The organism is Micromonospora jinlongensis, assembly GCF_013410645.1.
In the GTDB taxonomy this organism is placed as follows: Bacteria; Actinomycetota; Actinomycetes; order Mycobacteriales; family Micromonosporaceae; genus Micromonospora; species Micromonospora zamorensis.
The window spans coordinates 5517843-5543123 of the sequence record NZ_JACCHK010000001.1; the positions used below are offsets into that span (position 1 = coordinate 5517843).

Consider the following 25281-nt stretch of genomic DNA (forward strand, 5'->3'; position numbering starts at 1 on the left):
CGGGCCGGCGTTCCGGTTCCTCGGTTCCGGGAAACCGGTGGCACGATGGGGGGCATGGCGGCTCCGCAGGTTGCACCGGTCGAGACGCCGGCCACTGACGAGGTGCCGGCGTCCGACCGGCAGTGGGTGACGATCGTGTGGGACGACCCGGTCAATCTGATGACGTACGTGACCTGGGTCTTCCAGAAGCTTTTCGGCTACAGCCGGGAGAGGGCCGAGCAGCTGATGCTGGACGTGCACCACAAGGGCCGAGCCGTGGTCTCCACCGGTGCCCGGGAGCGCATGGAGCACGACGCGTCGCAGCTGCACGCGTACGGGCTGTGGGCGACGGTGGACCGATCATGAGCATGTTCCGTCGCCAGTCCGGCCGCTATGTCGCCACCTTCGCCGTCGACGAGGTACGGGTGTTGCGCAAGGTCGCCTCCGAGGTGGTCGGCCTGCTGACCGATGGCTTCGACCACACCGACCCGGTCGTCGGTCGGCTCTTCCCGGCGGTCTATCCCAAGGACGCCCCCGGCACCGCCGAGTTCCGCCGCTACACCGAGGGCGACCTGAAGACCGCGAAGATCGACCAGGCGGGGGCGATCCTCGCCGCGCTTCCCGACGAGGCCGGCGGTGAGGTGCGGCTGGACGCCGAGGCGGCCGAGGCGTGGCTGCGGGCGCTGAACGACGCCCGGCTCGCGATGGGCGTCCGGCTGGAGATCAAGGACGGCACGGACCTGGGCGAGGAGCTGGACGACGCGGTCGCCGAGGATCCGGCCTCCAGCCGGGTGTTCCAACTGTCGGTCTACGCGTACCTCGGATATTTGCAGGAGTCGCTGCTCAACGCCTTGATCGACTAAGCGTGACCGGCACCACTTCGGCCCGTGCTCATCAGGCGTTAGGCTGGTGCTCGTGCTGAGCATCGACCGGTCGATCATCGACGCGATCGTCGCCCACGCGCGGCGGGACCACCCCGACGAGGCGTGCGGCGTCGTCGCTGGTCCCGTCGGCAGCGACACCCCCACCCGGCACATCCCGATGGACAATGCCGCGCGGTCGATGACCTTCTACGAGTTCGACTCGATGGAGCACCTGCGGGTGTGGCGGGAGATGGACGACCGGGACGAGGAGCCCGTGGTCATCTACCACTCGCACACCGCCACCGAGGCGTACCCGTCGCGGACGGATGTCTCCTTCGCCGGTGAGCCGGGCGCGCACTACCTGCTCGTCTCGACCCGTGAGCCCGACTCGGAGGAGATCCGGTCCTTCCGGATCGTCGACGGCGTGGTGGCCGAGGAGCCGGTCCAGGTCGTGGAGGCGGGCGTCGACCCGCATGCGGTCCAGTCCTACATGTTCGGGCAGAGCCCGGCGACGGTCGACTACGAGTGTTCCGGTCGCTGACCCGTCAGCGCCCGCACCCGTTCGTCCCGTCACCGTAGGCACACCCGATCGAGGAGCTCGACATCATGGCCATTGAGGTTCGCATCCCCACCATCCTGCGCAGCTACACCGGCGGCGCCAAGGTCGTCGACGGCAGCGGCGACACCCTCGCCGATCTGCTCACCGACCTGGACTCCCGCCACGGCGGTCTGCGCGGCCGGTTGATCACCGAGACCGGCACGTTGCACCGCTTCGTCAACGTCTACGTCAACGACGAGGACGTCCGCTTCCTCGGTGCGCTGGACGCCAAGCTCTCCGACGGCGACAGCGTGACCATCCTGCCGGCCGTGGCCGGCGGCGCGTTCGGCTTCGCCGCCGCTGCGGCGATCAGCTCGCACAGCGCCGCCGCGGCGATCAGCCAGCGCAGCGCCGTCGCGGCTCGCTGAGGTCGTCCGCCATGGCGCGGTACGACAGTCTGCTGGACGCCTGCGGGGGTACGCCGCTCGTCGGCCTGCCCCGGCTCTCGCCGACGGTGCCCGACGGGGCGCCGCCGGTGCGGCTCTGGGCCAAGCTGGAGGATCGGAACCCGACCGGCAGCATCAAGGATCGCGCGGCGCTGTTCATGGTCCGGGCGGCGGAGGAGGCCGGCCGGCTCCGGACGGGTGACACCATCCTCGAACCGACCAGCGGCAACACCGGCATCTCGTTGGCCATGGTGGCCAAGCTGCGCGGTTACCGACTGGTCTGCGTGATGCCCGAGAACGTCTCCACGGAGCGGATCCAGCTTCTCCGGATGTACGGCGCCGAGATCATTTTCTCGCCGGCGGCGGGTGGTTCCAACCAGGCGGTCGCCACCGCCAAGCAGATCGCCGCCGAGCACCCCGACTGGGTGATGCTCTACCAGTACGGCAATGAGGCCAACGCTCGGGCGCACTACGAGACGACCGGGCCGGAGCTGCTGCACGACCTGCCCACCATCACGCACTTCGTGGCTGGGCTGGGCACCACCGGCACCTTGATGGGCACCGGGCGCTACCTGCGGGAGAAGGTCGACGGCATTCAGGTCGTGGCCGCCGAGCCGAGGTACGGCGAGCTGGTCTACGGCCTGCGCAACATCGACGAGGGGTACGTGCCGGAGCTGTACGACGCGTCGGTGCTCTCCCGGCGGTTCTCGGTCGGCACCCGGGACGCGGTGCTGCGTACCCGGCAGCTCGTGGAGGTGGAGGGCATCTTCGCCGGGTTCTCCACCGGGGCCATCCTGCACGCCGCGCTCGCGGTGGCGCACGAGGCGGTCCGCGACGGCCGGCGCGCCGACGTGGCTTTCGTGGTCTGCGACGGCGGGTGGAAATACCTGTCCACCGGCGCGTACGGCGGCACGCTGTCGGATGCCGAGGACGCCCTGGAGGGGCAGCTCTGGGCCTGACCGACGTGGTCTTCCCGGGCACGGGCCGCCGATCCGCGTCGGCGGCCCGTGCCTTGTCCACGGCACCGTGAGCAGGTGTCACGTTCGTGACAACTTCGGTTGGATCATTCTTGCTGCCGGGCACCCCGGCGTAGGCTGCGCAGCGTGACGCACGCGTCGGTAGAGATCATGGCTGAGGCGACGGCCGGCACCGATGCTACTGACAGTAACAGCGAGACAACTCGATGCGACTGACCGTCCTCGGCTGCGCCGGCAGCTTTCCCGGCCCGGAGTCACCGTGCTCGGCCTACCTCGTCGAGGCCGACGGTTTCCGGCTCCTGGTCGACTTCGGCTCCGGGTCGCTGTCCAGCCTCCAGCGATACGCCGGGCTGCACGCCCCGGACGCGATCCTGCTGACCCACCTGCACTGTGACCACATCCTCGACGCCGTGACGTACGTGGTGGTCCGCCGGTACGCCCCGGACGGCCCCTACCCGGCGCTTCCGGTGTACGCGCCCTCCGGCGCGCCGGACCGGCTCAGTGCTGCCTACGGCGACGAGGGCACCGTGGAGGACGTGTACCAGTTCTACGCCCTTCAGCCGGGCACCTTCCCGATCGGCCCGTTCACTGTCACCGTCGACCGGGTCAACCACCCCGTGGAGACGTACGGGGTGCGGCTGGAGCACGACGGTCGGTCGCTGTGCTACTCGTCGGACACGGCGTCCTGCGACGCGTTGCTGCGGCTGGCCCAGAACGCCGACGTCTTCCTCTGCGAGGCCAGCTACCTCGACGGGGTGGACAACCCACCGGATCTGCACCTGACCGGCCGGGAAGCCGGCGAGACGGCGACCAAGGCCGCGGTGGGTCGGCTGCTGCTCACCCACCTGGTCGCGGCCTGGGGCAGCGAGGCGCACACGTTGGAGTCGGCCGCCGCCGCGTACACCGGACCGATCGACGTGGTCCGGCCCGGCGCGAGTTACGACGTCTGACCTCCCGCGCCTCGCCGGCCGGACACCCCGGCGGAGGTGGGCCATCGCACCGCATAGGGTGCAGGTATGGCGCGACCTGACGGGCGAGGGCCCTCTCAACTCCGACCGGTGACCCTGACCCGAGGCTGGAGCACCCATCCGGAGGGCTCGGTGCTCGTCGAGTTCGGCGGCACCCGGGTGCTCTGCACGGCGAGCGTCACCGAGGGGGTGCCCCGCTGGCGCAAGGGCTCCGGGCTCGGCTGGGTGACCGCCGAGTACGCGATGCTGCCGCGGGCCACCAACACCCGCTCCGACCGGGAGAGCGTCAAGGGCCGGGTGGGTGGTCGCACCCACGAGATCTCCCGGCTGATCGGCCGCAGCCTGCGGGCCAGCATCGATCTCAAGGCGCTCGGCGAGAACTCGATCGTGCTGGACTGCGACGTGCTCCAGGCCGACGGGGGCACCCGCACGGCGGCGATCACCGGCGCGTACGTCGCGCTGCACGACGCGGTGGGCTGGCTCGCCGCCCGGAAGGCGTTGGCGGGTAAGCCGGAGAAGGTGATGCACCGGTCGGTGGCCGCGGTCAGCGTGGGGATCATCGCTGGCGAGGCGCGACTCGACCTCTGCTACGAGGAGGACGTCGCCGCCGAGGTGGACATGAACGTGGTGTGCACCGGCGCGGGCGACTTCGTCGAGGTGCAGGGCACCGGTGAGGCGGGCGTGTTCGCCCGCGACCAGCTCGACAGCCTGCTCGACCTGGCCGTCGCGGGTTGCGCGGATCTGGCCGAAGCCCAGCGGAAGGCACTCGCATGAACAAGGTCCTGCTCGCCACCCGTAACCGCAAGAAGCTGGTGGAGCTTCAGCGGATCCTGGACGGCGCGCTCGGCGCGCACCGGATCGCCCTGCTCGGGCTGGACGACGTCGAGCAGTACGCCGAGCTGCCGGAGACCGGCCTGACCTTCGGCGAGAACGCGCTGATCAAGGCGCGGGAGGGGTGCCGGCAGACCGGGCTCCCGACCATCGCCGACGACTCCGGGCTCGCTGTCGACGCGCTCAACGGGATGCCGGGGGTGTTCAGCGCCCGCTGGTCCGGTCGACACGGCGACGACCAGGCCAACCTCCAGCTGGTGCTGGACCAGATCGGCGACGTGCCGGACGAGCAGCGGGCGGCGTCGTTCGTCTGCACTGTGGCGTTGGTGCTGCCCGGCGGCAAGGAGCACCTGGTCGACGGCCGGCAGTCCGGTCGGGTGCTGCGCGCCCCGCGCGGTGACGGTGGGTTCGGCTACGACCCGATCTTCCTGGGCGACGGACAGGACCGGACCAACGCCGAGCTGACCCCGGCGGAGAAGGACGCGATCAGCCACCGCGGCAAGGCGCTGCGCGAGCTGGCCAAGCTGATCGCCAAGGTGCTGCCGCCCGCCGCCTGACGGTCGGGAGGTGCTGCCGTCCGCCGCCTGACCCGCGGCGGACGACAGCGACCCGGCGGAGGTCAGCCCAGCGGGCCGACCTCCCGTTCGATGGCGGCGCGCAACTCCGGCCCGGCGACGACGGCGCGGGCCGCCTCCATCACCGGGGCGAGGAACACGTCCGGGCCGGGCTCGCCGGCCGCCGGGCCGAGCGCGGCGACGGCGGCCCGCCCGGCCGGTGACGGCTCCAGCGGGGCGCGCAGTTGCAGACCGCGTACGCCGGCCAGCAGCTCCACCGCGAGCAGGCTGGTGAGATTGTCCAGCACGGTGCGCAGCTTCTTGGCCGCCGCCCAGCCCATCGAGACGTGGTCCTCCTGCATGCCGCTGGTGGGCAGGGAGTCCACCGAGGCGGGGGCGGCCAGCCGACGGTTCTCGGCGACGATCCCCGCCGCCGTGTACTGGGCGATCATCAGCCCGGAGTTGACCCCTGCGTCGGGGGAGAGGAACGCCGGCAGTTCCCGGGAACGGGTGACGTCGAGCAGCCGGTCCACCCGACGCTCGGCGATCGCGCCCACCTCGGCCGCGGCGATGGCCAGGAAGTCCGCGGCGAAGCCGAGCGGCGCGCCGTGGAAGTTACCTGTCGACTCGACCCGCCCGTCCGGCAGCACCACCGGGTTGTCCACAACGGACACCAGCTCCCGACCCGCGACCGTGCGGACGAAGTCCAGGGTGTCGCGGGCTGCGCCGGCCACCTGCGGGGCGCACCGCATCGAGTACGCGTCCTGCACGGCGTGCGCCAGGTCGTCGCGGTGCGAGTCCATCACCCGGGAGTCCTGCAACAGCCGGTGGATGTTCGCCGCCGACGCCGTCTGGCCGGGGTGCGGTCGGATGGCGTGCAGCTCGGGCAGGAACGGCCGCTCCGAGCCGAGCATCGCCTCGATGGCCAGCGCGGCCGTCACGTCGGCCATGGCGAACAGGTGCGCCGCGTCGTGGATGGCCAGCAGCAGCATGCCGAGCATGCCGTCGGTGCCGTTGATCAGCGCCAGCCCCTCCTTGGCGGCCAGCTCGATCGGCTTGAGCCCGGCGGCGGTCAGCGCGTCGGCCGCGTCCTGTCGCTCACCGGCCGGGCCGAGCACCCAACCCTCGCCGAGCAGCACCAGCGCGCAGTGCGCCAGCGGCGCCAGGTCACCGGAGGCGCCCAGCGAGCCGTGCTCCGGCACCCACGGGGTGATGTCGTGGTTGAGCAGGTCGATCAGGGCCTCGGCGACCAGCGGCCGGACCCCGGAGCGGCCCAGGGCGAGCGACCGGACCCGCAGCAGCATCATGGCCCGGACCACCTCGCGCGGCATCGGGGCACCCACCCCGGCGGCGTGCGACCGGATCAGGGCGTGTTGCAGCTCAGCCCGCCGCTCGGGGGCGATGAAGGTGTTGGCCAGTGCCCCGAACCCGGTGGAGACCCCGTAGACGGGACGGCCGGACGACTCGATGCCGTCCACGATGGCCCGACTGGTCGCCATCGCGTCGATGGTGGCCGGGTCGAGGACGATCGTGGCGCTGCCGCGGGCCACCGCGAGAACGTCGTCGGCGGAGATTCCGGTGGGTTGGATGGTCACGGTCGTCATGGCGTTACTCCGTTGCGCATTACCTGGCGGATCAAGGGGACACCGGGCCGGTAGGCCAGGTGCAGGTAGGACGGCGCGTCCAGGACCACGAGGTCGGCCCGCGCGCCGGGGGTGAGGACACCGATGTCGTCGCGGCGCAGCGCCCGCGCCCCGCCGGCGGTCGCGGCCCAGACCGCCTCCGCCGGGGTCATCCGCATCTCGCGGACCGCCAGGGCCACACAGAACGCCATCGACGAGGTGTACGAGGAGCCGGGGTTGCAGTCCGTTGCCAGCGCCACCGTGACACCGGCGTCGAGCAGCCGGCGGGCGTCCGGGTACGGCGAGCGGGTGGAGAACTCCGCACCGGGCAGCAGCGTCGCCACCGTACGGGTCCCCGAGCCGTCGCTGAGGGCCGTGCCGGCCAGCGCGTCCACGTCGGCGTCGCTCAGGTGGGTGCAGTGGTCGACGCTGGCCGCGTCCAGCTCCACGCCGAGCCGCACCCCGCCCCCGGGGCCGAGCTGGTTGGCGTGGATCCGTACGCCCAGGCCGGCGGCCTGACCACAGGCCAGGATGGCCCGGGCGTGGTCGACGTCGAACGCGCCCCGTTCGCAGAACACGTCGACCCACTTGGCGTACGGCGCGGCGGCGGCCAACATCGGGCCGCAGACCAGGCCGACGTAGTCGTCGGGGCGGTCGGCGTACTCGGCGGGTACCACGTGCGCGCCCAGGAAGGTGGTCTCGGTGCTGCTCTCGGCGGCGATCCGCAACGAGCGGGCCTCGTCGGCGACGGTCAGCCCGTACCCACTCTTGATCTCCATGGTCGTGGTGCCCTGGCGCAGCGCCTCCCCGCGCAGCCGGCGCACGGTGGCCCGTAGCTCGTCGTCGGTGGCGGCCCGGGTCGCACCGACAGTGGTCCGGATGCCGCCACCGGTGTAGGGCTCACCGGCCATCCGGGCGGCGAACTCGGCGGCGCGATCCCCGGCGAAGACCAGGTGGGCGTGGCTGTCCACGAAGCCGGGCAGCACGGCGGCCCCGCCGGCGTCGAGTCGTCGGTCAGCCGCCGGCGCGTACGCGGACGGCCCGACCCAGACCACCCGACCCTCCTCGACCAGCACGGCCGCGTCCCGGCGAATGCCCAGCGGGCCCTCACCGGCACCGTTGGTGACCAGCTCCCCGATGTTGTCGACCAGCAGACTGCTCATGAGGGCGTCACCGCCTCGATCGCGGACGACAGCTCGGTCGGCACGTCCACGCTCAGGTGCCGGCCGTCGGCCACCACCACCCGACCATCCACGACGACCTGTTGGACGTCCGCCGCGGAGGCCGCGAAGAACACACCCACCGGCGGCACCCCGGCCGTGCGGGCGGTGTCCAGCCGTACCGTCACCAGGTCGGCGCGGGCGCCGACGGCGATCCTCCCGGCGTCGGCCCAGCCCAGCGCGGCGTGCCCGGCGGACGTGGCCGCCGTCAGCAGGTCGACCGGCGCGAAGTGACCGCGTCGGCGGGTCCGCAGGCGCTCGTCCAGCTCCACCGCCCGGGCCTCCTCGAACAGGTCGACCACCGCGTGACTGTCGCTGCCCAGGCTCAGCCGGATCCCCGCATCGGCCATCAGGCGGGCCGGGCCGATCCCGTCGGCGAGGTCCCGCTCGGTGGTCGGGCAGAGGCACACCCCGGTCCGGCTGTCGGCGAGCAGCGTCAGGTCGGCGCTGGTCGGGTGGGTGGCGTGCACGGCGGTGGTGTCCGGCCCGAGCACGCCGTGCTCGGCGAGCAGCGCGGTGGGCGAGCGCCCGTGCACGGCCCGGCACTCGTCGTTCTCGGCGGGCTGCTCGGAGAGGTGCACGTGCAGAGGTGCCCGCCGTTCCCGGGCCCAGTCGGCGACAGTGCGGAGCTGGTCGGCCGGGACGGCCCGCACCGAGTGCACGGCCGCGCCGACCCGGGCGTGGGAGTCCGTCGGCTGGAACGCCGATGCCCGTTGCGCCCAGCGGGCCGAGTCGCCGTCGCCGAACCGGTGCTGGGGCCCGGCGAGCGCCTGACCGTCCACGCTGGAGGTGAGATAGCAGGTGTCCAGCAGGGTGAGCCGGATCCCGGCGTGCGCGGCGGCCTCGACCAGCGCAGCGCCCATCTCGTTCGGGTCGTCGTAGGCGCCGCCGTCGGGCCGGTGGTGCAGGTAGTGGAACTCGCCCACACAGGTGATCCCGGTGAGCGCCATCTCGGCGTAGACCGCACGAGCCAGGGCGAGGTAGGTCTCGGGGTCCAGTCGGTCCGCCACCGCGTACATCTGGTCCCGCCAGGTCCAGAAGTCGCCCCGACCACCGTGGGTACGCCCCCGCAGCGCCCGGTGGAAGGCGTGCGAGTGCGCATTGGCGAGCCCAGGCAGGGTCAGACCCGGCAGTCGGGTCGCGTCCCGCAGCACCTCGACTCCGGCGGGCGGGCCTCCGGCCCCGAGCAGCGGCGTGAGCGCCGCGATCCTGCCGTCCTCAATCTCGATCAGCACGTCGGGAGTGGGTTCGGCGTGCTCGGGCAGCCAGGCGTACTCGGCGAGCCAGCGGGTCGGTGTCACCGGCAAGTCAGCTCCTTCAACACCCGGGCCAGCGCCCGGACCCCGGCAGCGCAGTCGTCGTCGGTGGCCGCCTCGGCGGGGGAGTGCGACACTCCGGTCGGGTTGCGCACGAAGAGCATCGCGGTGGGCAGGTGCCCGGCGAGCACACCCGCGTCGTGCCCCGCACCGGTGGGCAGCACCGGCGCGTCGAGCAGCGCGGCCAGCCGTTGCGCCAGCCCGCCGTCGAAGGCGACCAGCGGGGTCGCCGACTCCTCGGTGACCGTAACCGCCGTACCGTCGCGGCGCGCCCGCTCGGCCAGCTTGCCGCGCACCGCCTCGACCAGGCCGGCGAGGGTCTGCGGGTCGGCGGCCCGGGCGTCCAGCCAGCCGGTCACCCTCGACGGGATCGCGTTGGTGGCGTTGGGTTCGACGGAGACCCGCCCGACGGTGGCGTGCGCGCCGCGCAGCCGGGCCTCCTTGTTGGCAGCCAGCACCGTGAACGCGTACGTCAGCATCGGGTCACGGCGGTCGGCCATCCGGGTGGTGCCCGCGTGGTTGCCCTCGCCGTCGACGTCGAAGCGCCACCGGCCGTGCGGCCAGATCGCGCTGGCCACCGCGACCGGCGCGTCGGTGTCGACGAGCGCGCGGCCCTGCTCGACGTGCAACTCCACGAAGGCGCCGAACCGGCCCAGCAGCTCCGGGCGGGCACCCGCCGGCCGGTCGCCGAGCGCCTCGGCGTAGCTCACCCCGGCCGCGTCGCGCAGGCCGGCCGCGCGCTCGGGCGGCAGCGCCCCGGTGAGCAGCCGCGACCCCAGGCACGGTACGCCGAAGCGCGCACCCTCCTCCTCCACGAACGCCGCCAGCACCAGCGGCCGGTCCGGGGTCACCCCGGCGGCGCGCAGCTCGTCCACGGCGAGGAACGCGCTGACGATGCCGAGGGGCCCGTCGTACGCCCCGCCGTGCGGCACCGAGTCGAAGTGGCTGCCGGTGAGCACGGCATCCTCGCCCTCCGGGTCACCCCAGTGGGCGAAGAGGTTGCCGTTGCCGTCCTCGGTGACCGGCATGGCACGTTGCTCCGCCTGTGCGCGGAACCAGCCGCGCAGCTCGATCTCCGGGGCGGTCAACGCGTACCGCAGGTAGCCGCCGCTGTCGGCGTCCCGCCCGACCGGCGCGATCTCGTCCCACAACTCCCGGAACCGGGCAGCAAGGTCGTCGCTCATGCGGGGCCGCCTTCCGTCATCGGCACCCGGACGCCGGTGCGGTCGGCGACCTCGCGGGCGCTCTCGTAGCCGGCGTCGACGTGCCGGATGACGCCCATCGCCGGGTCGTTGGTGAGCACCCGCTCGATCTTCTGACCGGCGAGGGCGGTGCCGTCGGCCACGCAGACCTGCCCGGCGTGGATCGACCGGCCGATCCCCACCCCACCGCCGTGGTGGATGGACACCCACGAGGCGCCGCTGGCGGTGTTGACCAGGGCGTTGAGCAGCGGCCAGTCGGCGATCGCGTCGGAGCCGTCGGCCATGCCCTCGGTCTCCCGGTACGGGCTGGCGACGCTGCCGGTGTCCAGGTGGTCCCGGCCGATCACCACCGGCGCGGAGAGTTCGCCGGAGGCGACCATGTCGTTGAACCGCACACCAGCCTTGTCCCGCTCGCCCTGACCGAGCCAGCAGATCCGGGCCGGCAGGCCCTGGAAGGCGACCCGCTCGCCGGCCAGCTTGATCCAACGGGCCAGCGACTCGTTCTCCGGGAACAGCTCCAGGATCGCCCGGTCGGTGGCCGCGATGTCGGCTGGGTCGCCGGAGAGCGCCGCCCACCGGAATGGCCCCTTGCCCTCACAGAACAACGGCCGGATGTACGCCGGCACGAAACCGGGGAAATCGAAGGCGCGCTGGTAGCCACCCAGCTGCGCCTCGCCGCGGATCGAGTTGCCGTAGTCGAACACCTCGGCCCCGGCGTCGAGGAAGCCGACCATCGCCTCGACGTGCTTCGCCATCGACGCCCGGGCCCGGTCGGTGAACTCGGCCGGCTTCGCCGCGGCGTAGTCCCGGGCGTCGGCCAGGTCCACCCCCACCGGCAGGTACGCCAGCGGGTCGTGCGCGCTGGTCTGGTCGGTCACGATGTCGATCTCGACACCACGGCTGAGCAGCTCCGGGAAGACATCGGCGGCGTTGCCGACCACGCCGACGCTCAGGGCCCGGCGATCCCGCTTCGCGGCGAGGACCCGCGCGACCGCGTCGTCCAGGGAGTCGGCGACCTCGTCCAGGTAGCGGTCGTGCACCCGACGGTCGAGCCGGGTGCGGTCCACGTCCACGATCAGGCAGACGCCGCCGTTCATGGTGACCGCGAGGGGCTGCGCGCCGCCCATCCCACCGCAGCCGGCGGTCAGCGTCAACGTGCCGGCCAGGGTGCTTCCGAACCTTTTCGCGGCCACCGCCGAGAACGTCTCGTAGGTGCCCTGGAGGATGCCCTGGGTGCCGATGTAGATCCACGAACCGGCGGTCATCTGCCCGTACATGGTCAGGCCGAGTTGCTCCAGCCGGCGGAACTCCGGCCAGGTCGCCCAGTCGCCCACCAGGTTCGAGTTGGCCAGCAGCACCCGGGGCGCCCACTCGTGCGTACGCATCACCCCGACCGGGCGACCCGACTGCACCAGCATCGTCTCGTCCTCACGCAGGTCGGTCAGCGTGCGGACCAACGCGTGGTACGACGGCCAGTCCCGCGCCGCCTTGCCGGTGCCGCCGTAGACCACCAGGTCGTCGGGGCGTTCGGCCACCTCGGGATCGAGGTTGTTCATCAGCATTCGCAGAGCGGCCTCCTGCTGCCACCCGCGGGTGGTGAGCTGGCTGCCCCGTGCGGCACGGATGGGCTTGGTCATCTCTGCTTCTCCTCCGGTCATCCGAGGAACAACTGTCGGCGGGCCGCGGAGGCTTCGAACGCCTCCAGTCGGCGCTGGGTGTCGGCCGGCGCGGCGTCGCAGATCGCCTGCAACAGCACCATGGCCAGGGTCATCGGTGCGGTGTGCAGGTCGAACACGAGTTGCGCGCCGACCGCGGCGGGCAGCACCACGTGGGCGTGCTCGGTGGCCGGGCTGACCGGCGAGTCGGTGATCGCCACCACGGTCAGCCCGGCGGCGCGGGCGTCGCGCAGCGCGTCCAGGGTCTCCCGGGGGTAGCGGGGCAGCACGAAGGCGAGCACGGCGGACGCGCCGGCCTCGGCCGCCTGCTCCAGCCGGTCGGTGAGCAGGCTGCCGCCGTCGTCGAGCACCCGTACGTCCGGGTGCACCTTGGCCGCGAAATAGGCGAAGTACGCGGCAAGTGGCGCGGCGGCGCGCAGGCCGAGAACCGGCAGCGGCCGACTCTCGGCGAGCAGCCGCCCGGTCTCGGCGATCCGGTCCCGGTCGGCGAGTTGAGCGGCCAGCCGGTCCAGGTTTCCCATCTCCGCGCGTACCGCCTGCTGGAGTTCGTTTCCACCGTCCGCCGATCCGGCCGGCGTTGCGATGGTGAGGTCGCGCAGCCTGCGGCGCAGCGCGGGGTAGCCGTCGTGGCCGAGCGCGACGGCGAACCGGGTGACCGACGGCTGGCTGACCCCGGCCAGCTCGGCGACCTCGGCGGCGGACAGGTACGCCACGGCGGGGGCGTGTTGCACGAGGCAGTGCGCGATGCGGCGCTGGGTGGGGGTGAGCCGCACCCCGTCGAACAGGTCGAGCACCTGCTCGACTGACGCCCCGGCAGCTCCTTCATTCATGGCGTGACTCTATGCATCAAAACTTTCAGTCGGCAAGCTTTGGCGTGGCCACCCGTCCTCCTGAGCTGTCGCACGGCCGACCGGCGGGCCGCTGAGTTGGCGTGGGCTCTGTAGGATCCGCACGGCGGTTGAGCGAAGGAGCGGGATGCAGCCGGAAAGCCCATACAGGTACACCCATATGTTGGGCGCATGCCAGGTTGGTAAGGCGTGGGCCGCGGTGGATGGGCAGGGCCAGTTCGCCACTGTGGCCGTGTTGGACGGGGTCGCCGCGTCCGACGAGCGGTGGCGTGTGGCCTTTGGCTCGGCGGCCAACGCATTGGCGCAGGCCGTTGGCGGCCACCCGTACGCGGCCGCCGACCTCTCCGCCGCTCACCCCTGGGTGGCCTACCGGGCCAACGAGGGGCATGCGCCGCAGCGACTCTTCCAGAGCCTCGGCATGGACTACCAACCCGTGCCGGATCTGCCGGTCTCGGCCCCACCCACCTCGGCCCCACCGATCCCCGCGCCGCCCACCTCGGCCCCGCCTGGCGTGCCGCAGCAGGTCAGCGGGCCGCCGGAGTCGGTTGCCCCCGTCCCCGAGCTGGTGGCGCACACGCCGCAACTCCCGTGGGCGGTGCACACCACCCCGGTCTCCGGGCAACCGGTGTCGGCGTCCCCGCAGCCGGTCTCGGCTGCGCCGGCCTCGCCCGCACCGCCGTCGACAGGGCCGGTCTCCGCGGCCCCGCAGTCCCCGGCGAACGTCGCCAGTGCCGGCACGGTCCCGCCTTTCGACACGTTCTCCTCCGGAGGCCGACGGATCGCCCCGGTGGCACCGAAGCCGAAGCAGCCCCAGTGGTTCCTGATCGCCGGCGGGCTGGTGCTCGCCCTGGTCGCTGGCACTGTGGGCTTCTTCATCGGCGGCAGCGGCGACGGCGACGGCGCGAAGCCGACACCGTCGGCCGAAGCCACCATCGCGCCGTACGAGGCGACGCAGCTGGCCATCAACAAGACCAAGTTCGAGGGCGAGTTGGCGCCCCTGGCCGAGCCATGGCTGGCGCGGATCGGCGGCTGCGCGGCCAACGGTGAGGTGGGTGGCCCAGCGCTGCCGGCCGATGAGGAACGGCATGTCTTCTGCCGCTACGGCGGCGCATCCGTGCACTTCGCGCTCTATCCACAAAGGTCGCAGAAGGACGCGGCACGCGCGTACCGTCAGCAACTCAACCTCGCCGGCGGCGCACTGGCACCGGGGCTGCACGAGGCGACCCGAACGACCGGCGGCGTGACCGGCGCAGCCGGCAGCTACGTCGAGTACGCCTTCGGGACCGAGGATGGCCGCACGATCTGCGGTGTCTGGTGGGACCGGGACGACATCGATGGTGCCTTCTACATCGAGACGCTCTGCGAGGCCGGCATCGCCGGCAACTGGGACGCACTGCGGGACCTCTGGCGCCGCAACAGCTGACCGTGGCTCCGGCCGGTGCCCCGGTCGGAGCGATGCGAAGCATCGACGTGAGCGAGACATCATGACATCGGTGGATGACGTCCGGTTGGCCAAGCCAGCCGCGGACCATCTCGGCGCAGCTGCTCGACGCTCCGGGTGGCGGAGCGGATCGCGCATGAGACCCGCCGAACCGACCACGGTCGTGGACTGCAGCGGGGTAGGCCCTGGCGGCATCACCCGCGTGCTCACCGAGATCACGCGCCACTGGCCGTCCGGGCGCCTCCGGCTGGTAGCCGTACCGTCAGGTTGGGACCCACCGGCCGGGTCGGCGGCGGACGTGGACGTGGTGAGTCGGCAGGCCGGCGATCGTGCCCGGACCGTCGCGGCCGCCACCAACGCCCTGCGGAAGGTCACCGCCAGGGCGAAGGCCGGTCTGGTCACCGTCCTCTCCCTCAGCCCGTCGGTCGCCGTCGTCGGCAGCCGGCTGCCGGTCACCACTGTCGTGCACGACCTCGCGTTCAGGCTGTGGCCCCACGGCCTGCCGACTGCGGTGCGACAGTACCGGCGTGCCAGCTACGGCACGGCGATCAAACGGTCTCGGCGGCTGCTGTGCGTCAGCGCACGCACCCGCCACGATCTGCTCGGCCTCTACGGCGTGCCCGAGCACCGCACGGTCGTCTGGCATCCCGGCAGCGACCTGCACGTCGCCCCCGGCGGGCCGCAGGCACAGGTACGCGCCGCCACCGCCGGCCGCCCGTACCTGGTGGTCGCCGGCCACGCCGCACACAAGGGGGTCGAACTCGCCGTCGAGGCGTTGCCCGACATTCCCGGCCACGTGCTCGCGGTGCTCACCAGCGGGCAGCGGATCGAGCGGTTCGAGGCCGCGGTCGCGGCGTCCCCGGCCGCCGACCGGGTGCTCCTGCTCGACCAGCTGTCCGATGACGACTACGCCGCCACGATCGCCGGCGCCGCGGCGTTTCTCATGCCGAGCCACTTCGAGGGGTACGGGCTGCCGGCGGCCGAGGCGCTGCGGCTGGGCACCCCAACCGTGATCTCACCCGACCCCGCCTTGCACGAGGCGACCGACGGGCGGGCCGTCCGCATGACGACCTGGACGGCCTCGGCGGTGGTGCGGGCCGTGACGGAGGCGACCGGTGCTCCCCGTCCGCCCGTCGGTGCGACCGGGCGATCCTGGCGGGAGGCGACGCTCCACCTCGCCGACCTGCTGGCGGCCGACAACGGGCACGACCTCCAGACACCGGCCACCCGATCCATCACAAGGCAGGTCTGAGTCGTGCGGATAGCCATGGTCCACTCGTCGTTCGCGATCCGTGGTGGTGCCGAACAGTACCTCCGGAACCTCTCCGCCGCGCTGACGCAGCGCGGGCACGAGGTGCGCGTCTTCAGCGGCCCGTCAGCGCACAGCCTGCCGGACGACGTCCCGATCCGGCCCCGGGTCGCGGCCCGGTTGGGCCAGCCCGGTACGCGCGCCGGCAAGGTCCTCACCCACCTGGGCGACCTGGTCGACCCGACCGGGCTGCGGGTGGACGCGTTGCGGGAATTCGCGCCCGACGTGGTGCACGTGCACAACTGGCAGGGTCTCGGCAGCCTGCCGGTCGGCCGGCTGGTCCGCGCGTACCCGAGCGTGCACTCGGTCCACGACCACGCCGTCTGCGATCCGAACAACGCGCTCGGCAACCTGGGCCGTTCACCGGGCCTCGACCGGCTGCTGCGTCTGCGCTCGGCTTGGGTGCTGCGGCGGTTGAGTCCGGCCGTGCTGCTCTTTCCCTCCGAGCGGACCCGTCGGCGTGTCCTCGGTAGCGCCCCCGGGGTCCGCCGGGTCACCGACCGGGTGGTGTCGCTGGCGATGCCGACGTCGCCCCGCTGCCGGGAGCTGCCGTACGGAGGCCGCAACGTCTTCCTCTACCTCGGTGCTCTCGCCGCGCACAAGGGCGTCGACCTGCTGCTCGAAGCGTGGCGGGAAGCGGGCTCGGCGACCGGGGGAACGCTGCTGATCGGCGGAGACGGCCCGCTGCGGGCCGAGGTCGAGCGGCTGGCCGAGGACGTGCCGTCGGTCCGGTATCTGGGCCACCTCGACGAGGCGGGCAAGGAGGCTGCCTTCGCGTCGGCTGGTTGGCTGGTGTTTCCCAGCCGTGGCGCGGAGACCTTCGGCCTGGTCTGCGCGGAGGCGCTGGTCGCGGGTCGTCCAGTGATCGCCAACGCGGTCGCGGCCCCGCCCATGGCGTCGGACGGCTCGGTGCTGCTCTTTCGCGAGCCCAACGAGCTGGCCGAGCTGTTGCGGCGCGCGGCCTCGATGCCGGACGGGGAGTACGACGCGATGACTGCCTCGGCCATCGAGGACGGGCGCCGGCTCGACTGGGACCGGCACGTCGACACCATCATTCAGAGCTACGAGTCTGTCGTGGCGGCACCGGCCGACGGGCGGCCCTCCTTCAAGGTGACCACGCGATGATGTCGTGGATCGTCGGCCCAGCCGTCGCCCCGCCCCGCGGGCTGCCGCTCATCGGCGTTCGCCTGTCCAGGCGGCTGGCCGTCGCCGGGACGGTCATCCTGCTCCTCGCGGTGGTGGCCTGTCTGCTGACCGGTCTGTCGCCGCTGCTGCCGATCTTCGTGGCGCTGCTCGCCCTCCTCGCGGTCAGTCCGGTGGTCGGCCTCGGTTATGCGCTGGTCGTGCTCAACACTCCGCTGGGCCTGTGGTTCCTCGGCGCGGAGGGGGTGGTCGGCGACGCCTTCGGCGGGCGGGACTATGCCCTCGGGCTCTCCGCCGCGGTGGTGGTGTGCGTGCTGTTCGCGCTGACCGTCGTGTTGCACCGCTGGACCCGTCGCCAGCTCGTCTGGGCCGGCGTCGCGCTGCTCGTCGTCGGGGTCTGGAGTCTGATCGGCTTCGCCCACCACGGTGTGGCGCAGACCCTGGTCGGTGTCCGGCTCACCGTGCTGCCGGTCCTGCTGCTCGTGGTGCTCTGCTCGCTCACCCGGCGGCAGGTGCTCCCCCTGATGACGGTGCTGGCGTGGGTGCTCATCGCGAACGCGTTGGCCAGCGTCGGCGAGCTCGCGGTCGGACCGGCCCGCCTCGTGCAGTGGGGCTTCGAGGAGGACACGGCCGTGAGGTACATCGGGGACACCTTCCGGGTGCCCGGGCTGACCTCGTTCAACGCCGAGCTCGGCATCCTCGCCGGGGCGTACCTACTGGGCTACGTGGTGCTGTGGCTGACGCCGACAGCGCGACCCAACCGCTGGTCCTGGCACGCTGGCGGGGCCGCCAGCGTCCTCTGCCTCGTTCTGAGCACCAGTCGTTCCGGCGTGCTCCTGGTCGCCGGTGGGATGGTCGCCGCCGTGGTGCTCAACCGGTCCGGTGGCACCGCTGGACGTCGACGGGCCCGGATCGTCGGGTTGGGCGTGGTGGCCGCCGTCGCGGCCGGTTTCGTGGCGCTCGGTATGGCCGGGGCCACCAGTCTCTTCCAACGGTTCGACGTGTGGGCGGACCTGTTCGACGCGGACCTGCCGGTGTGGGGGCTGGGCATTGGTGGCGTCGGCGCTGCCACGACCTCACGGGTGACCAGCAGCCAGCAGATCTTCATCGACAATTACTTCGTCAGCGTCGTCTTGCAGTTCGGACCGGTGATCGGAGTGGCCCTGGTGGCGGCGACCGGGTACCTGCTGTGGAAACTGTGGCGGCGTACCGACGAACGACCCGGTTCGGTGCTCCTCGTCGCCCTGCTCGCCGGTCTCGCCTGTTCCTTCCTCGTCATCGAGGCGTGGGAGTACCCGGGGGCCATGATGTGCCTGGGCGTCTTCGCCGCGTACGGGCGGCACCTCGACGCCGCGGACCTGCCGCCCGCGGCTGGTGCGACGGCCCAGACCACCACGGCCGCGCCTGCGCCGTCGAAGACGTTTCCGGTCACCACACCGACGATCGATCGGCCCGCTGCCCGATGATTCGGATCGTCCTCGACGTGGGGCGGCGGCTGCAGCAGTCCCAGTTGTCGGTGCAGGCGCTCGCCCGGCTGAGCAGCGTCGTGATCTTCCTCCTGGCTTCCTGGGCGGACACCGAGCGGCTGGCTCTCGTCGCGCTTCAGGGCACGCTGCTCGCACTGCCGTACACGCTGATGGAGTCGCTGGTGGGCCGGCCGCTCTCCGCCGGCCTGGTGCCCGACACCTGGTCCCCGGAGTCCTGGGCCCGCCGGGTCGCCGCGGTCACGATGCTGCCCGTCGGAGCGGCGGCCTTCCTCGCCGCGTCTGTCGCGCTACCCGACACGAGCATCGGCGACCGCCTGTTCATGATCGCGCCGGTGGTGCTGCAACTGCCGCTGGAGGCGCTGTTCTGGTCCACCGCGCGCCGCCGGTCGTCACGGCGCGCGAATCTGATACTGCAACTCGTGGCGGTCGGCACCATCCTCACCGGGTTGGCCTTCGCCGCGACCGGCGTCCGCGTCGACGTGGCCGCCGTGCCGGCCCAGGTGGCCGTCCTCGCCTGGGTGCTGCTGACCGCCGCTCCGGCGACAGCGGGCCTGATCCGCCCCGGACTGTGGGCGAGCGTCCGCGTCGGCTCGGCGTACTGCGGGGCGGCCGCCGTGGACCTGGCCTACGCGTTGGCGCTTCCCTCAATCGCCGGCGCGGTGGCCGGGCAGACCGCCGTTGTCGTGCTGCGAGCCCTGGACCTCGCCTTCGGGCCGTTCCACGTCGCGCTGTCCGCGAGCACCCGCGAGGACATCATCGCCGGTCGGGACAGCCGCTGGCGGACCGGCACCCGCGCAGCCGCTGTCGTGGCGCTGATGGTGGTCTCGGCGACGGTGCTCGCCAGCGAACGGATCCGCGACCTGCTCGCCGCCGATCTGGCCGCGGTCGGCACGACCGTCGTGGCCATCTTCTGCGGGTACAAGGCGCTCCTGGCGGTGGCCACCTGGCTGGCCACGCGACACATGATCTGGGCGCCGCCGCGGCGATTCCTGCTCTCCGCGGTCGGCTCCCGGGCGATCGCCTTCGGCGGGCTCGCCGTGTCGGCCGCGTGGGTCGACACGGTGGGCGGCTTGGTCCTGCAATTGCTGCTCTGCGAGGCTCTGGTGGTGTGCTGGTTCCTCGGCCGGATGCGGCTGACCCCGCCGACATCGCCCGGTGGCCCCGCCGACCGGGCCGACACTCCTGCCGCCAGTTCGGTCGCCTCCTAGCCTCCGCCCAGGCGAGCGGTCAGGACTCGGTCGCCAGGACCTGGACCGCCCCGCTGGCAAACCTCGCGCACAGTTGCGTCTGGCCGTTCACGGTGCGGGCGAACAGACGCACCGAGTCGCCCTCCGGAGGGGTGGGGTCGGCCTGGGCCCGCAGGTCGAAGGCGGGTTGGATCACCAGATTCTTATCCGGATGACCAAGGCCCTGGGTGATCTCCACCTGCGTGGTATGCGCCGGTCTGCCGATCCAGCCCTGACCGGATCCGGGGGCCACGCGGCCGTCCTCGTCCCTGACGCCGGGCTGCGACAGACTCACCCGCACGGTCGACAGACCCCGGTCGGCCCCGAAATCCACTGCTGCCGTTCCGCAGTTGATGACCTTGCTCTCGACGAGGCAGCCAGACGGTTCGTCCGGCTGGATCCCCGGCACGAACTGCACGCCGATCTCCGGGTGCGGATCGATGCTGTTGTAGCCGAGCACCATGCCGCCCAGCCAGCGACAGTCGTTTCGGGAAATCCGTACGCCCACCCCACCGTTGAGGTCGGCGAAGCAGTTCATGCAGCCGATGCCGGTCGCCGCCAGGTCGAACGCAAGGTCCTGCCGGATACCCCACGCGTGGCAGTTGACCATCAGCGTTCCCTTTGACTCGCCGCTGAGTCGGAAGCCGGCCGCCCCGTTCTGGAAGGCCAGACAGTTGAGGAACATCGAGTCGTGGGGACCCTGGAAGTTGACGCCGTGGCCGTCGTTGTCGTGCGTACGCACGGCCGTGATCCGGGCCTCCATCTGATGCGACGGCGTGGGTAGCGCGCCGGTCGGTCCCCACTCGCTGACGATTCCGTCATTGCGGCAGTTGAAGACGATCACCTCGGTGAGTTCGTAGCCGTAGCCGTAGATCCGCAATCCGTAGCCGGCCCTCTGGTTTTGGCTCTTGTTCCCGTCGAGGGTCAGGTCGCGGACGCTGAACAGGGTGATGCCCGCCTCGGGAGCGGTGCCGGTGAGCCGGGCGAAGTTCTCCGACTCGAGGATCGCCGAGTTCGCGCCGGCGCGCAGCCGCAGGATCGTCGAGTCGCCGCCGGAGCCGCGCAGGTGCACCCGGGAGTACAGGGTGAGCCGGCGTGTCACGTACACGCCGGGCGGGAAGAACACGATTCCACCGCTGGCGCGTACGTCGTCGATAGCGGCCTGGAGCGCGTCGGTGTCATCCGTCGCGCCGTCGCCCCGGGCCCCGTGGTCGCGGACGTTGGCCACCGTGCCGCCGCCAGAGGAGAGGCCGTTCGCCGCGGCGGCGCCGCCCAGCGCCGCGGTCCCCAGCCCGGCGGCGACCGCGCCACCTCGGAGCAGGGCGGTGCGTCGCGTGACAGCCGCAGCGTAGAGTCGTGCGGCCCTGCCTTCGTCGGCCATGGCTCCCCCTCCGCCTGAGTCGGTGGACGATGATCCCACGTGGAGGGTGTGGACGGACAGGCAGTGCCCACCCACGCGACAGGCCCAGGCCTGCGACCGCAGGGCGGACCCGGGCTGGCGCGAGACCTTTGCGACGCCGCCACGATGCTGGCTGGACCTGGCCGAGGCGGCCGGGGAGAACACACCTGACGGCATGCCATTTCGTTGCCCGGCCGGTAGCCGTCGGCAAGGCGGCGGCTCCACCAACCGGGACGCGGGGGGCAGAACGGATCCGGGGCAGCGCGCGACGCCGTTCCGGAGATTCTTTCCGCCGGAAAGGAGGATCTCCATCTGCCCTCCCGGCTCTGGTGGCGGGACTGACCTCCTCGTATGTTGCGATCGCCCAGGGCCTTCGCAAGGACTCCGGGCGTTCCACGGGGAGGATCGACCATGTCCGGGCAATCGGTGACGAGGGATCCAGCTGCGACCATGACGCAGCTTGGGCTCGCGCAGGTCAGTGGCCTGCGCGGCGACACCCCGATCTCCGACCGGGCGCGGTTCGACAACTACTACATCGAGAACTGGTCGCTCTGGCTGGACATCAAAGTGCTGCTGCGGACGGTCGCGGAGGTCTTCCGTGGTGGTGGTCGCTGAGCGGTTCCACCGGGCGCTCGGTGCGTCGGGTTCGGCCTGGTGCACGACGGTCTCGGGTGTGAGGAGTACGGAAGGCGTTCAGTCAGTTCGATACTGGCTCGCGCAGCGGGGCCGATCGGGTCGGCCATGGCAACAAGTACCGCTAGGACTGGAGGTTCCGGAGTGCAGTACCCTCTGCCCGTGTCTGGCATGTTGAACCAACGAAGCGTGCGTGGCACGGGACCCCGAGCCGGTGGCGACACGGCGCTCGGCACCGCGGTAAACGACGCCGAAACAGCGGGATACGCGATCTCGCAGCCGGCCGTTCTCCATGTGACCCAGGCTTTCGGCGCCGGAGTCGCGACGGCGATGGCGCAGTATGCAGCCTCCCTGCCTGAGCTGAAGCACGAGGCACTCGTCTCTGCCCGGGACGAGGTGGTCTCAAGCCAGATCATGGATCCCTTCGCGCAGGTCACGATCCTCGACAACCTCGGCCAACTCGCGCGGCGTTACCGTCGTCTGGAGAGCACGTCCGAAGTCATTCACTGCCACTCTTCCTGGGCTGGTGTAGCGGTACGCACGGCCGAGCGCCCGTCCGGCGCGCGCATCGTTTACAGTCCGCACGCCCTCGCGTACAGCGCCAAACGTTGGTATGAGGTGCGATCCTGGACGCGGGCGATCGAATGGGCACTGCGTGGGCGGGCGGATGCCTACGGCGCCGTGAGCAGCCACGAGGCCGATCAACTCAAGAGGCTCGGGATACCCGGTTCGAAGATCACCATCGTCCGCCACTTCCTGCCGGTTCCTGAGCAGGTGGAGCCGAGGACGCCCGATTCGGTCGTCACGGTCGGCCGTGTCTGCACCCAGAAGAATCCTGCGTTCTTCGCAGAGGCGGCCAAGCGTTTGGCCGGTACCGTCGGGCCGGACGGCAGGCCGCTGAGGTTCTTCTGGATCGGTGCCGGCGACGAGAAGTACACCCGCCTGCTGCAAGAGTCTGGAGTAACGGTTACGGGCTGGATGGACCGCGACGCCCTGATGCGGTTCATCAAGGAACGGGCGGTCGTTCTCGTGCACGGCGCACATTATGAAGCAGGGGCCCCGCTCGCTCTCCTTGAGGCAATGAGCGTAGGAGTCCCGGTCGTGGCGCGGCGTATCCCGAGCGTGGCCGATATCAGTTCGATACCTCTTGTCGAGGACGCGCGCCAGGCGGCAACAGCAGTCCAGGACCTTTTGGCCACCGGTGGTCTCGACCAACTCGCGGAAGCGTGCCGCCGGGAGGTTCGTGAAAGGTTCAGCCTCGCAGCTCAGCGCAGCGCCTTGGCAGAGTTGTACCGGCTCAGCACGCGATGAGCGCGATGGCATCCCCGCGGCCATGGCCTTACCTCCCGCCGTCTCACACCGTGACGCGGCCTAGTTTCGGAAATCGAGGGAGAACCGAGGATGGCTGACTCGCGCCCTGGCAGCGAGCCGGGCTATGACATAGTCATCGTTCACTACAGGAACGTGGCCCAGGTGACCGAGCTGGTCGGCCAGATCCGCGGTTGGTCGCGCGCTCCCCGGCACGTCGTTGTCGTCGACAACAGCGGGGAGTTTGCGGCCGCCCCCGCCGCGCTCAGGGCGGTCGGTGTTGAAGTGGTGAACTCCCCGGGAAACCCGGGCTACGCCGCGGCAGTCAACGCTGGGCTTCGCTACCTGCACAACTCCGGATCCGAGCACGTCCTCCTGGCGACGCAGGACGCGTCCGCGTCGCCGGTCGCGGTCGAGAATCTGCTGCGCTGCCTGCAGGCACATCCCGAGGCCGGAGTCGCCGCGCCGCTGCTGCTCTTCCGGTCGAACCCGGAACAGGTGTTCTCCGCCGGCGGGATGCTCGACGCCAAGGGGCGTACCTATCACGGCGGGTACCGCGCCGCGGCCAGCCAATGGGTCGGCCAACCGGACTTCGACGTTGCCTGGGCGGACGGAGCCTTCCTGCTGGTGCGTAAGAGCGCGCTTGAGGCGGTCGGCCACCTGCGGGAGGACTTTTTCCTCTATTTCGAGGAGGTCGAGTTTCAGCTGCGGCTGCGCCTGCAGGGGTGGACGGTGCGCCTCGTGCCCAATGCGGTATGCGCCCAGGAGCCGGGCAACTACACGCCATACCTCCGGGTCCGCAATCGGATCCTGTTCCTCTCGGTCTTTCCGCACTACTTCGACCTGCGACTCCGGTTCAGCCTGCTGGACTTCGTCCGTACCTGCGCCATCGCGGTCCGGGACCGGCGGCTGAGCGGGATCCTCTGGGCGTGGCGCGGGCTGCAGGACGGGCGCAAGGGGATCGGTGGCAAACCCCCGTCGTCCCCGTTCAGAGGCGAGCGGAACGCGGCCGGCCGGCCGGTCGGCGCCGCTTTCCCGGTTGAGCGTGAAATAGCAAGTGCCCAGAGTCAGCGCGGGGAGGCGTAGGCCAAATGAGGGTCCTGCACATCTGCGACGACCTCCCGCTCCCCGCGGTACATGGCGGACGGGTGGCGATGCGCAATGAGGTTGCGGCGATGCGGGCCGCCGGTCACGAGGTTTTTGTGCTCGGCTTCCATCACGAGGAGGACCTGACCCCGGACACCCGGTCGGCGAACGAGGACTTCGTCAGCGCCTTCGTACCGGTCCCGCGGAGGACCCTGGTTCGCGCTACCTTGAGCAACCCCCTCCTGCCGTACCAGGTGTCGAGCCGTCTCGAGGACGACAGCAGCCTCGCCGAGGTCCGCGACTGGAAGCCTGACCTGATCGTCAGTCACCACGAGTGGACCCTTCCGGCGGCGTTCCGGCTGAGGGAGGAGTTGGGTCCGCTGCCCGTCGTGCTGCGGGCACACAACGACGAGGTCCGGTACTTCCGGGACCTGTTGCGAGCGGCGAAGGGGGTGCGGGCGCCGTACCTGCTCGCGGAGTACGTCCGGATCCGGAAGTTCTTCCGTGCCGTCCGCGACTTCCCGATCACGAAGATCTGGTTCATGTCAGCGGACGACGTCGCACCGCGTTTCAGCGGCATCCCCCATACGATCATCCCGCCCATCATGTTCGACGTGCCGCTCTCCGACGGGCTCGACCTGAACGTGCACCGGGCCCGGACCGTCACCTTCATCGGCTCTCTCGACATCCCGCACGCGATCGAGGGCCTTCAGTGGTTCCTGGCCGAGACGTGGCCGAAGGTGCTGGCCCGGGTGCCCGACGCGACACTAACGATCGCGGGACGACGGCCGGTGGCGGAACTCGTCCGGTCCGCCGCCGCCACCCCGAACGTGACGCTGGTCGCCAGTCCTGAGGACATCAACCAGTTCCTCGCCGTCAGTCGCGTCTTTGTGAACCCCGTCTTCGCCGGCAGTGGCGTCAATCTGAAACTTGGTGACCCTATGCGCTGGGCGATCCCGGTCGTGACGACGACGGTGGGAGGACGTGGTCTCAGTGCGTTGAGCGGGGCGCTCAGTCACGCCGACACACCGGAAGCGTTCGCAGAACGGACCGCCACGCTTCTCAGCGACGATCGTGCCTGGCGTGAAGCGAAGGACAGCCTGGTGGCCCGCCGGGACGCGTATTCGGCGGCATCCGTGGGTGCGCTGCTGGACGCGGCGGTCGCCGAGCATGCCGTGCGCCCGAGCGTGGCGGGGGCATAGCGTGCGT

23 protein-coding genes and 1 pseudogene are annotated in these 25281 nt (G+C 71.4%); 17 read left to right on the forward strand and 7 right to left on the reverse strand.

Features of this window, described 5'->3' with window-relative positions; all coding sequences use genetic code 11:
* Positions 1-54: 54 nt before the first annotated feature.
* From clpS to rdgB, 8 genes are all read left to right on the forward strand, one after another.
* Positions 55-345, forward strand: a complete 291-nt coding sequence (gene clpS, locus HNR22_RS24875; RefSeq protein ID WP_179782374.1) for an ATP-dependent Clp protease adapter ClpS — start codon at positions 55-57, stop codon at positions 343-345.
* Positions 342-842, forward strand: a complete 501-nt coding sequence (locus HNR22_RS24880) for a DUF2017 domain-containing protein (protein ID WP_088946434.1) — start codon at positions 342-344, stop codon at positions 840-842. The genes clpS and HNR22_RS24880 overlap by 4 nt, the downstream gene beginning before the upstream one ends.
* 52 nt (positions 843-894) lie before the next feature.
* On the forward strand, positions 895-1383 hold the full coding sequence (locus HNR22_RS24885; RefSeq protein WP_179782375.1) for a M67 family metallopeptidase: 489 nt from the start codon (positions 895-897) through the stop codon (positions 1381-1383).
* A 65-nt stretch (positions 1384-1448) separates the two neighbouring features.
* A complete protein-coding gene (locus HNR22_RS24890) occupies positions 1449-1808 on the forward strand; it encodes a MoaD family protein (protein ID WP_179782376.1) in 360 nt (119 codons plus the stop codon).
* 11 nt (positions 1809-1819) lie between these two features.
* A complete protein-coding gene (locus HNR22_RS24895) occupies positions 1820-2785 on the forward strand; it encodes a PLP-dependent cysteine synthase family protein (RefSeq protein WP_179782377.1) in 966 nt (321 codons plus the stop codon).
* Between the two features lie 224 nt (positions 2786-3009).
* Entirely contained in the window at positions 3010-3753 is a 744-nt protein-coding gene (locus HNR22_RS24900; RefSeq protein WP_088946437.1) for an MBL fold metallo-hydrolase, read from the forward strand.
* Positions 3754-3819: 66 nt separating this feature from the next.
* Positions 3820-4545, forward strand: coding sequence for a ribonuclease PH (gene rph, locus HNR22_RS24905; RefSeq protein ID WP_179782378.1), 726 nt, complete (start codon positions 3820-3822; stop codon positions 4543-4545).
* The gene (rdgB, locus tag HNR22_RS24910; RefSeq protein ID WP_099850934.1) at positions 4542-5159 is read left to right on the forward strand and encodes an RdgB/HAM1 family non-canonical purine NTP pyrophosphatase; all 618 of its coding nucleotides are present in this window, start codon (positions 4542-4544) and stop codon (positions 5157-5159) included. Before rph ends, rdgB begins: the two co-directional genes overlap by 4 nt.
* Before the next feature lie 62 nt (positions 5160-5221).
* On the opposite strand, the gene hutH is transcribed toward rdgB, so the two are convergent.
* From hutH to HNR22_RS24940, 6 genes are read right to left on the reverse strand one after another with little or no spacing between them, the layout of a single operon-like run.
* The gene (gene hutH, locus HNR22_RS24915) at positions 5222-6760 is read right to left on the reverse strand and encodes a histidine ammonia-lyase (protein ID WP_179782379.1); all 1539 of its coding nucleotides are present in this window, start codon (positions 6758-6760) and stop codon (positions 5222-5224) included.
* Positions 6757-7941: an imidazolonepropionase gene (gene hutI / locus HNR22_RS24920; protein ID WP_179782380.1), complete on the reverse strand. Its 1185-nt coding sequence runs from the start codon at positions 7939-7941 to the stop codon at positions 6757-6759. Before hutI ends, hutH begins: the two co-directional genes overlap by 4 nt.
* Positions 7938-9299, reverse strand: coding sequence for a formimidoylglutamate deiminase (locus tag HNR22_RS24925; RefSeq protein ID WP_425488114.1), 1362 nt, complete (start codon positions 9297-9299; stop codon positions 7938-7940). The genes hutI and HNR22_RS24925 overlap by 4 nt, the downstream gene beginning before the upstream one ends.
* Complete coding sequence (locus HNR22_RS24930; protein WP_179782382.1) at positions 9296-10498, reverse strand: allantoate amidohydrolase; 1203 nt, start codon at positions 10496-10498, stop codon at positions 9296-9298. Before HNR22_RS24930 ends, HNR22_RS24925 begins: the two co-directional genes overlap by 4 nt.
* Positions 10495-12153, reverse strand: coding sequence for a urocanate hydratase (gene hutU / locus HNR22_RS24935; RefSeq protein ID WP_179782383.1), 1659 nt, complete (start codon positions 12151-12153; stop codon positions 10495-10497). Before hutU ends, HNR22_RS24930 begins: the two co-directional genes overlap by 4 nt.
* Positions 12154-12170: 17 nt before the next feature.
* Complete coding sequence (locus tag HNR22_RS24940; RefSeq protein ID WP_179782384.1) at positions 12171-13022, reverse strand: MurR/RpiR family transcriptional regulator; 852 nt, start codon at positions 13020-13022, stop codon at positions 12171-12173.
* 217 nt (positions 13023-13239) lie between these two features.
* On the opposite strand from HNR22_RS24940, the gene HNR22_RS24945 reads away from it, so the two are divergent.
* The 5 genes from HNR22_RS24945 (at position 13240) to HNR22_RS24965 (ending at position 19628) form a co-directional block, all read left to right on the forward strand.
* Positions 13240-14463 (forward strand): hypothetical protein, encoded by a 1224-nt coding sequence (locus HNR22_RS24945; RefSeq protein WP_343059953.1) that lies wholly within the window; start codon positions 13240-13242, stop codon positions 14461-14463.
* Between the two features lie 154 nt (positions 14464-14617).
* A complete protein-coding gene (locus tag HNR22_RS24950; protein ID WP_179782386.1) occupies positions 14618-15733 on the forward strand; it encodes a glycosyltransferase in 1116 nt (371 codons plus the stop codon).
* 3 nt (positions 15734-15736) lie between these two features.
* A complete protein-coding gene (locus HNR22_RS24955) occupies positions 15737-16915 on the forward strand; it encodes a glycosyltransferase family 4 protein (RefSeq protein WP_343059954.1) in 1179 nt (392 codons plus the stop codon).
* The gene (locus HNR22_RS24960; protein WP_179782387.1) at positions 16912-18399 is read left to right on the forward strand and encodes a hypothetical protein; all 1488 of its coding nucleotides are present in this window, start codon (positions 16912-16914) and stop codon (positions 18397-18399) included. The genes HNR22_RS24955 and HNR22_RS24960 overlap by 4 nt, the downstream gene beginning before the upstream one ends.
* A 17-nt stretch (positions 18400-18416) precedes the next feature.
* Positions 18417-19628 carry a hypothetical protein gene (locus HNR22_RS24965; protein WP_179782388.1) on the forward strand — a complete coding sequence of 404 codons (1212 nt, stop codon included), beginning with the start codon at positions 18417-18419 and terminating at the stop codon, positions 19626-19628.
* Positions 19629-19647: 19 nt separating this feature from the next.
* Here the strand turns inward: HNR22_RS24965 and HNR22_RS24970 are convergent, their stop codons facing one another.
* Positions 19648-21027 (reverse strand): right-handed parallel beta-helix repeat-containing protein, encoded by a 1380-nt coding sequence (locus tag HNR22_RS24970; protein WP_179782389.1) that lies wholly within the window; start codon positions 21025-21027, stop codon positions 19648-19650.
* 480 nt (positions 21028-21507) lie between these two features.
* On the opposite strand from HNR22_RS24970, the pseudogene HNR22_RS24975 reads away from it, so the two are divergent.
* The 4 genes and pseudogenes from HNR22_RS24975 to HNR22_RS24990 all read left to right on the forward strand — a co-directional run.
* Positions 21508-21660: pseudogene (locus HNR22_RS24975) on the forward strand (sugar transferase); the annotation flags it as partial.
* A gap of 189 nt (positions 21661-21849) precedes the next feature.
* On the forward strand, positions 21850-22989 hold the full coding sequence (locus tag HNR22_RS24980; protein ID WP_246382698.1) for a glycosyltransferase family 4 protein: 1140 nt from the start codon (positions 21850-21852) through the stop codon (positions 22987-22989).
* 90 nt (positions 22990-23079) lie between these two features.
* Entirely contained in the window at positions 23080-24072 is a 993-nt protein-coding gene (locus tag HNR22_RS24985; protein WP_281374196.1) for a glycosyltransferase, read from the forward strand.
* Between the two features lie 5 nt (positions 24073-24077).
* Positions 24078-25274, forward strand: coding sequence for a glycosyltransferase (locus tag HNR22_RS24990; RefSeq protein ID WP_281374197.1), 1197 nt, complete (start codon positions 24078-24080; stop codon positions 25272-25274).
* Positions 25275-25281: the final 7 nt, after the last annotated feature.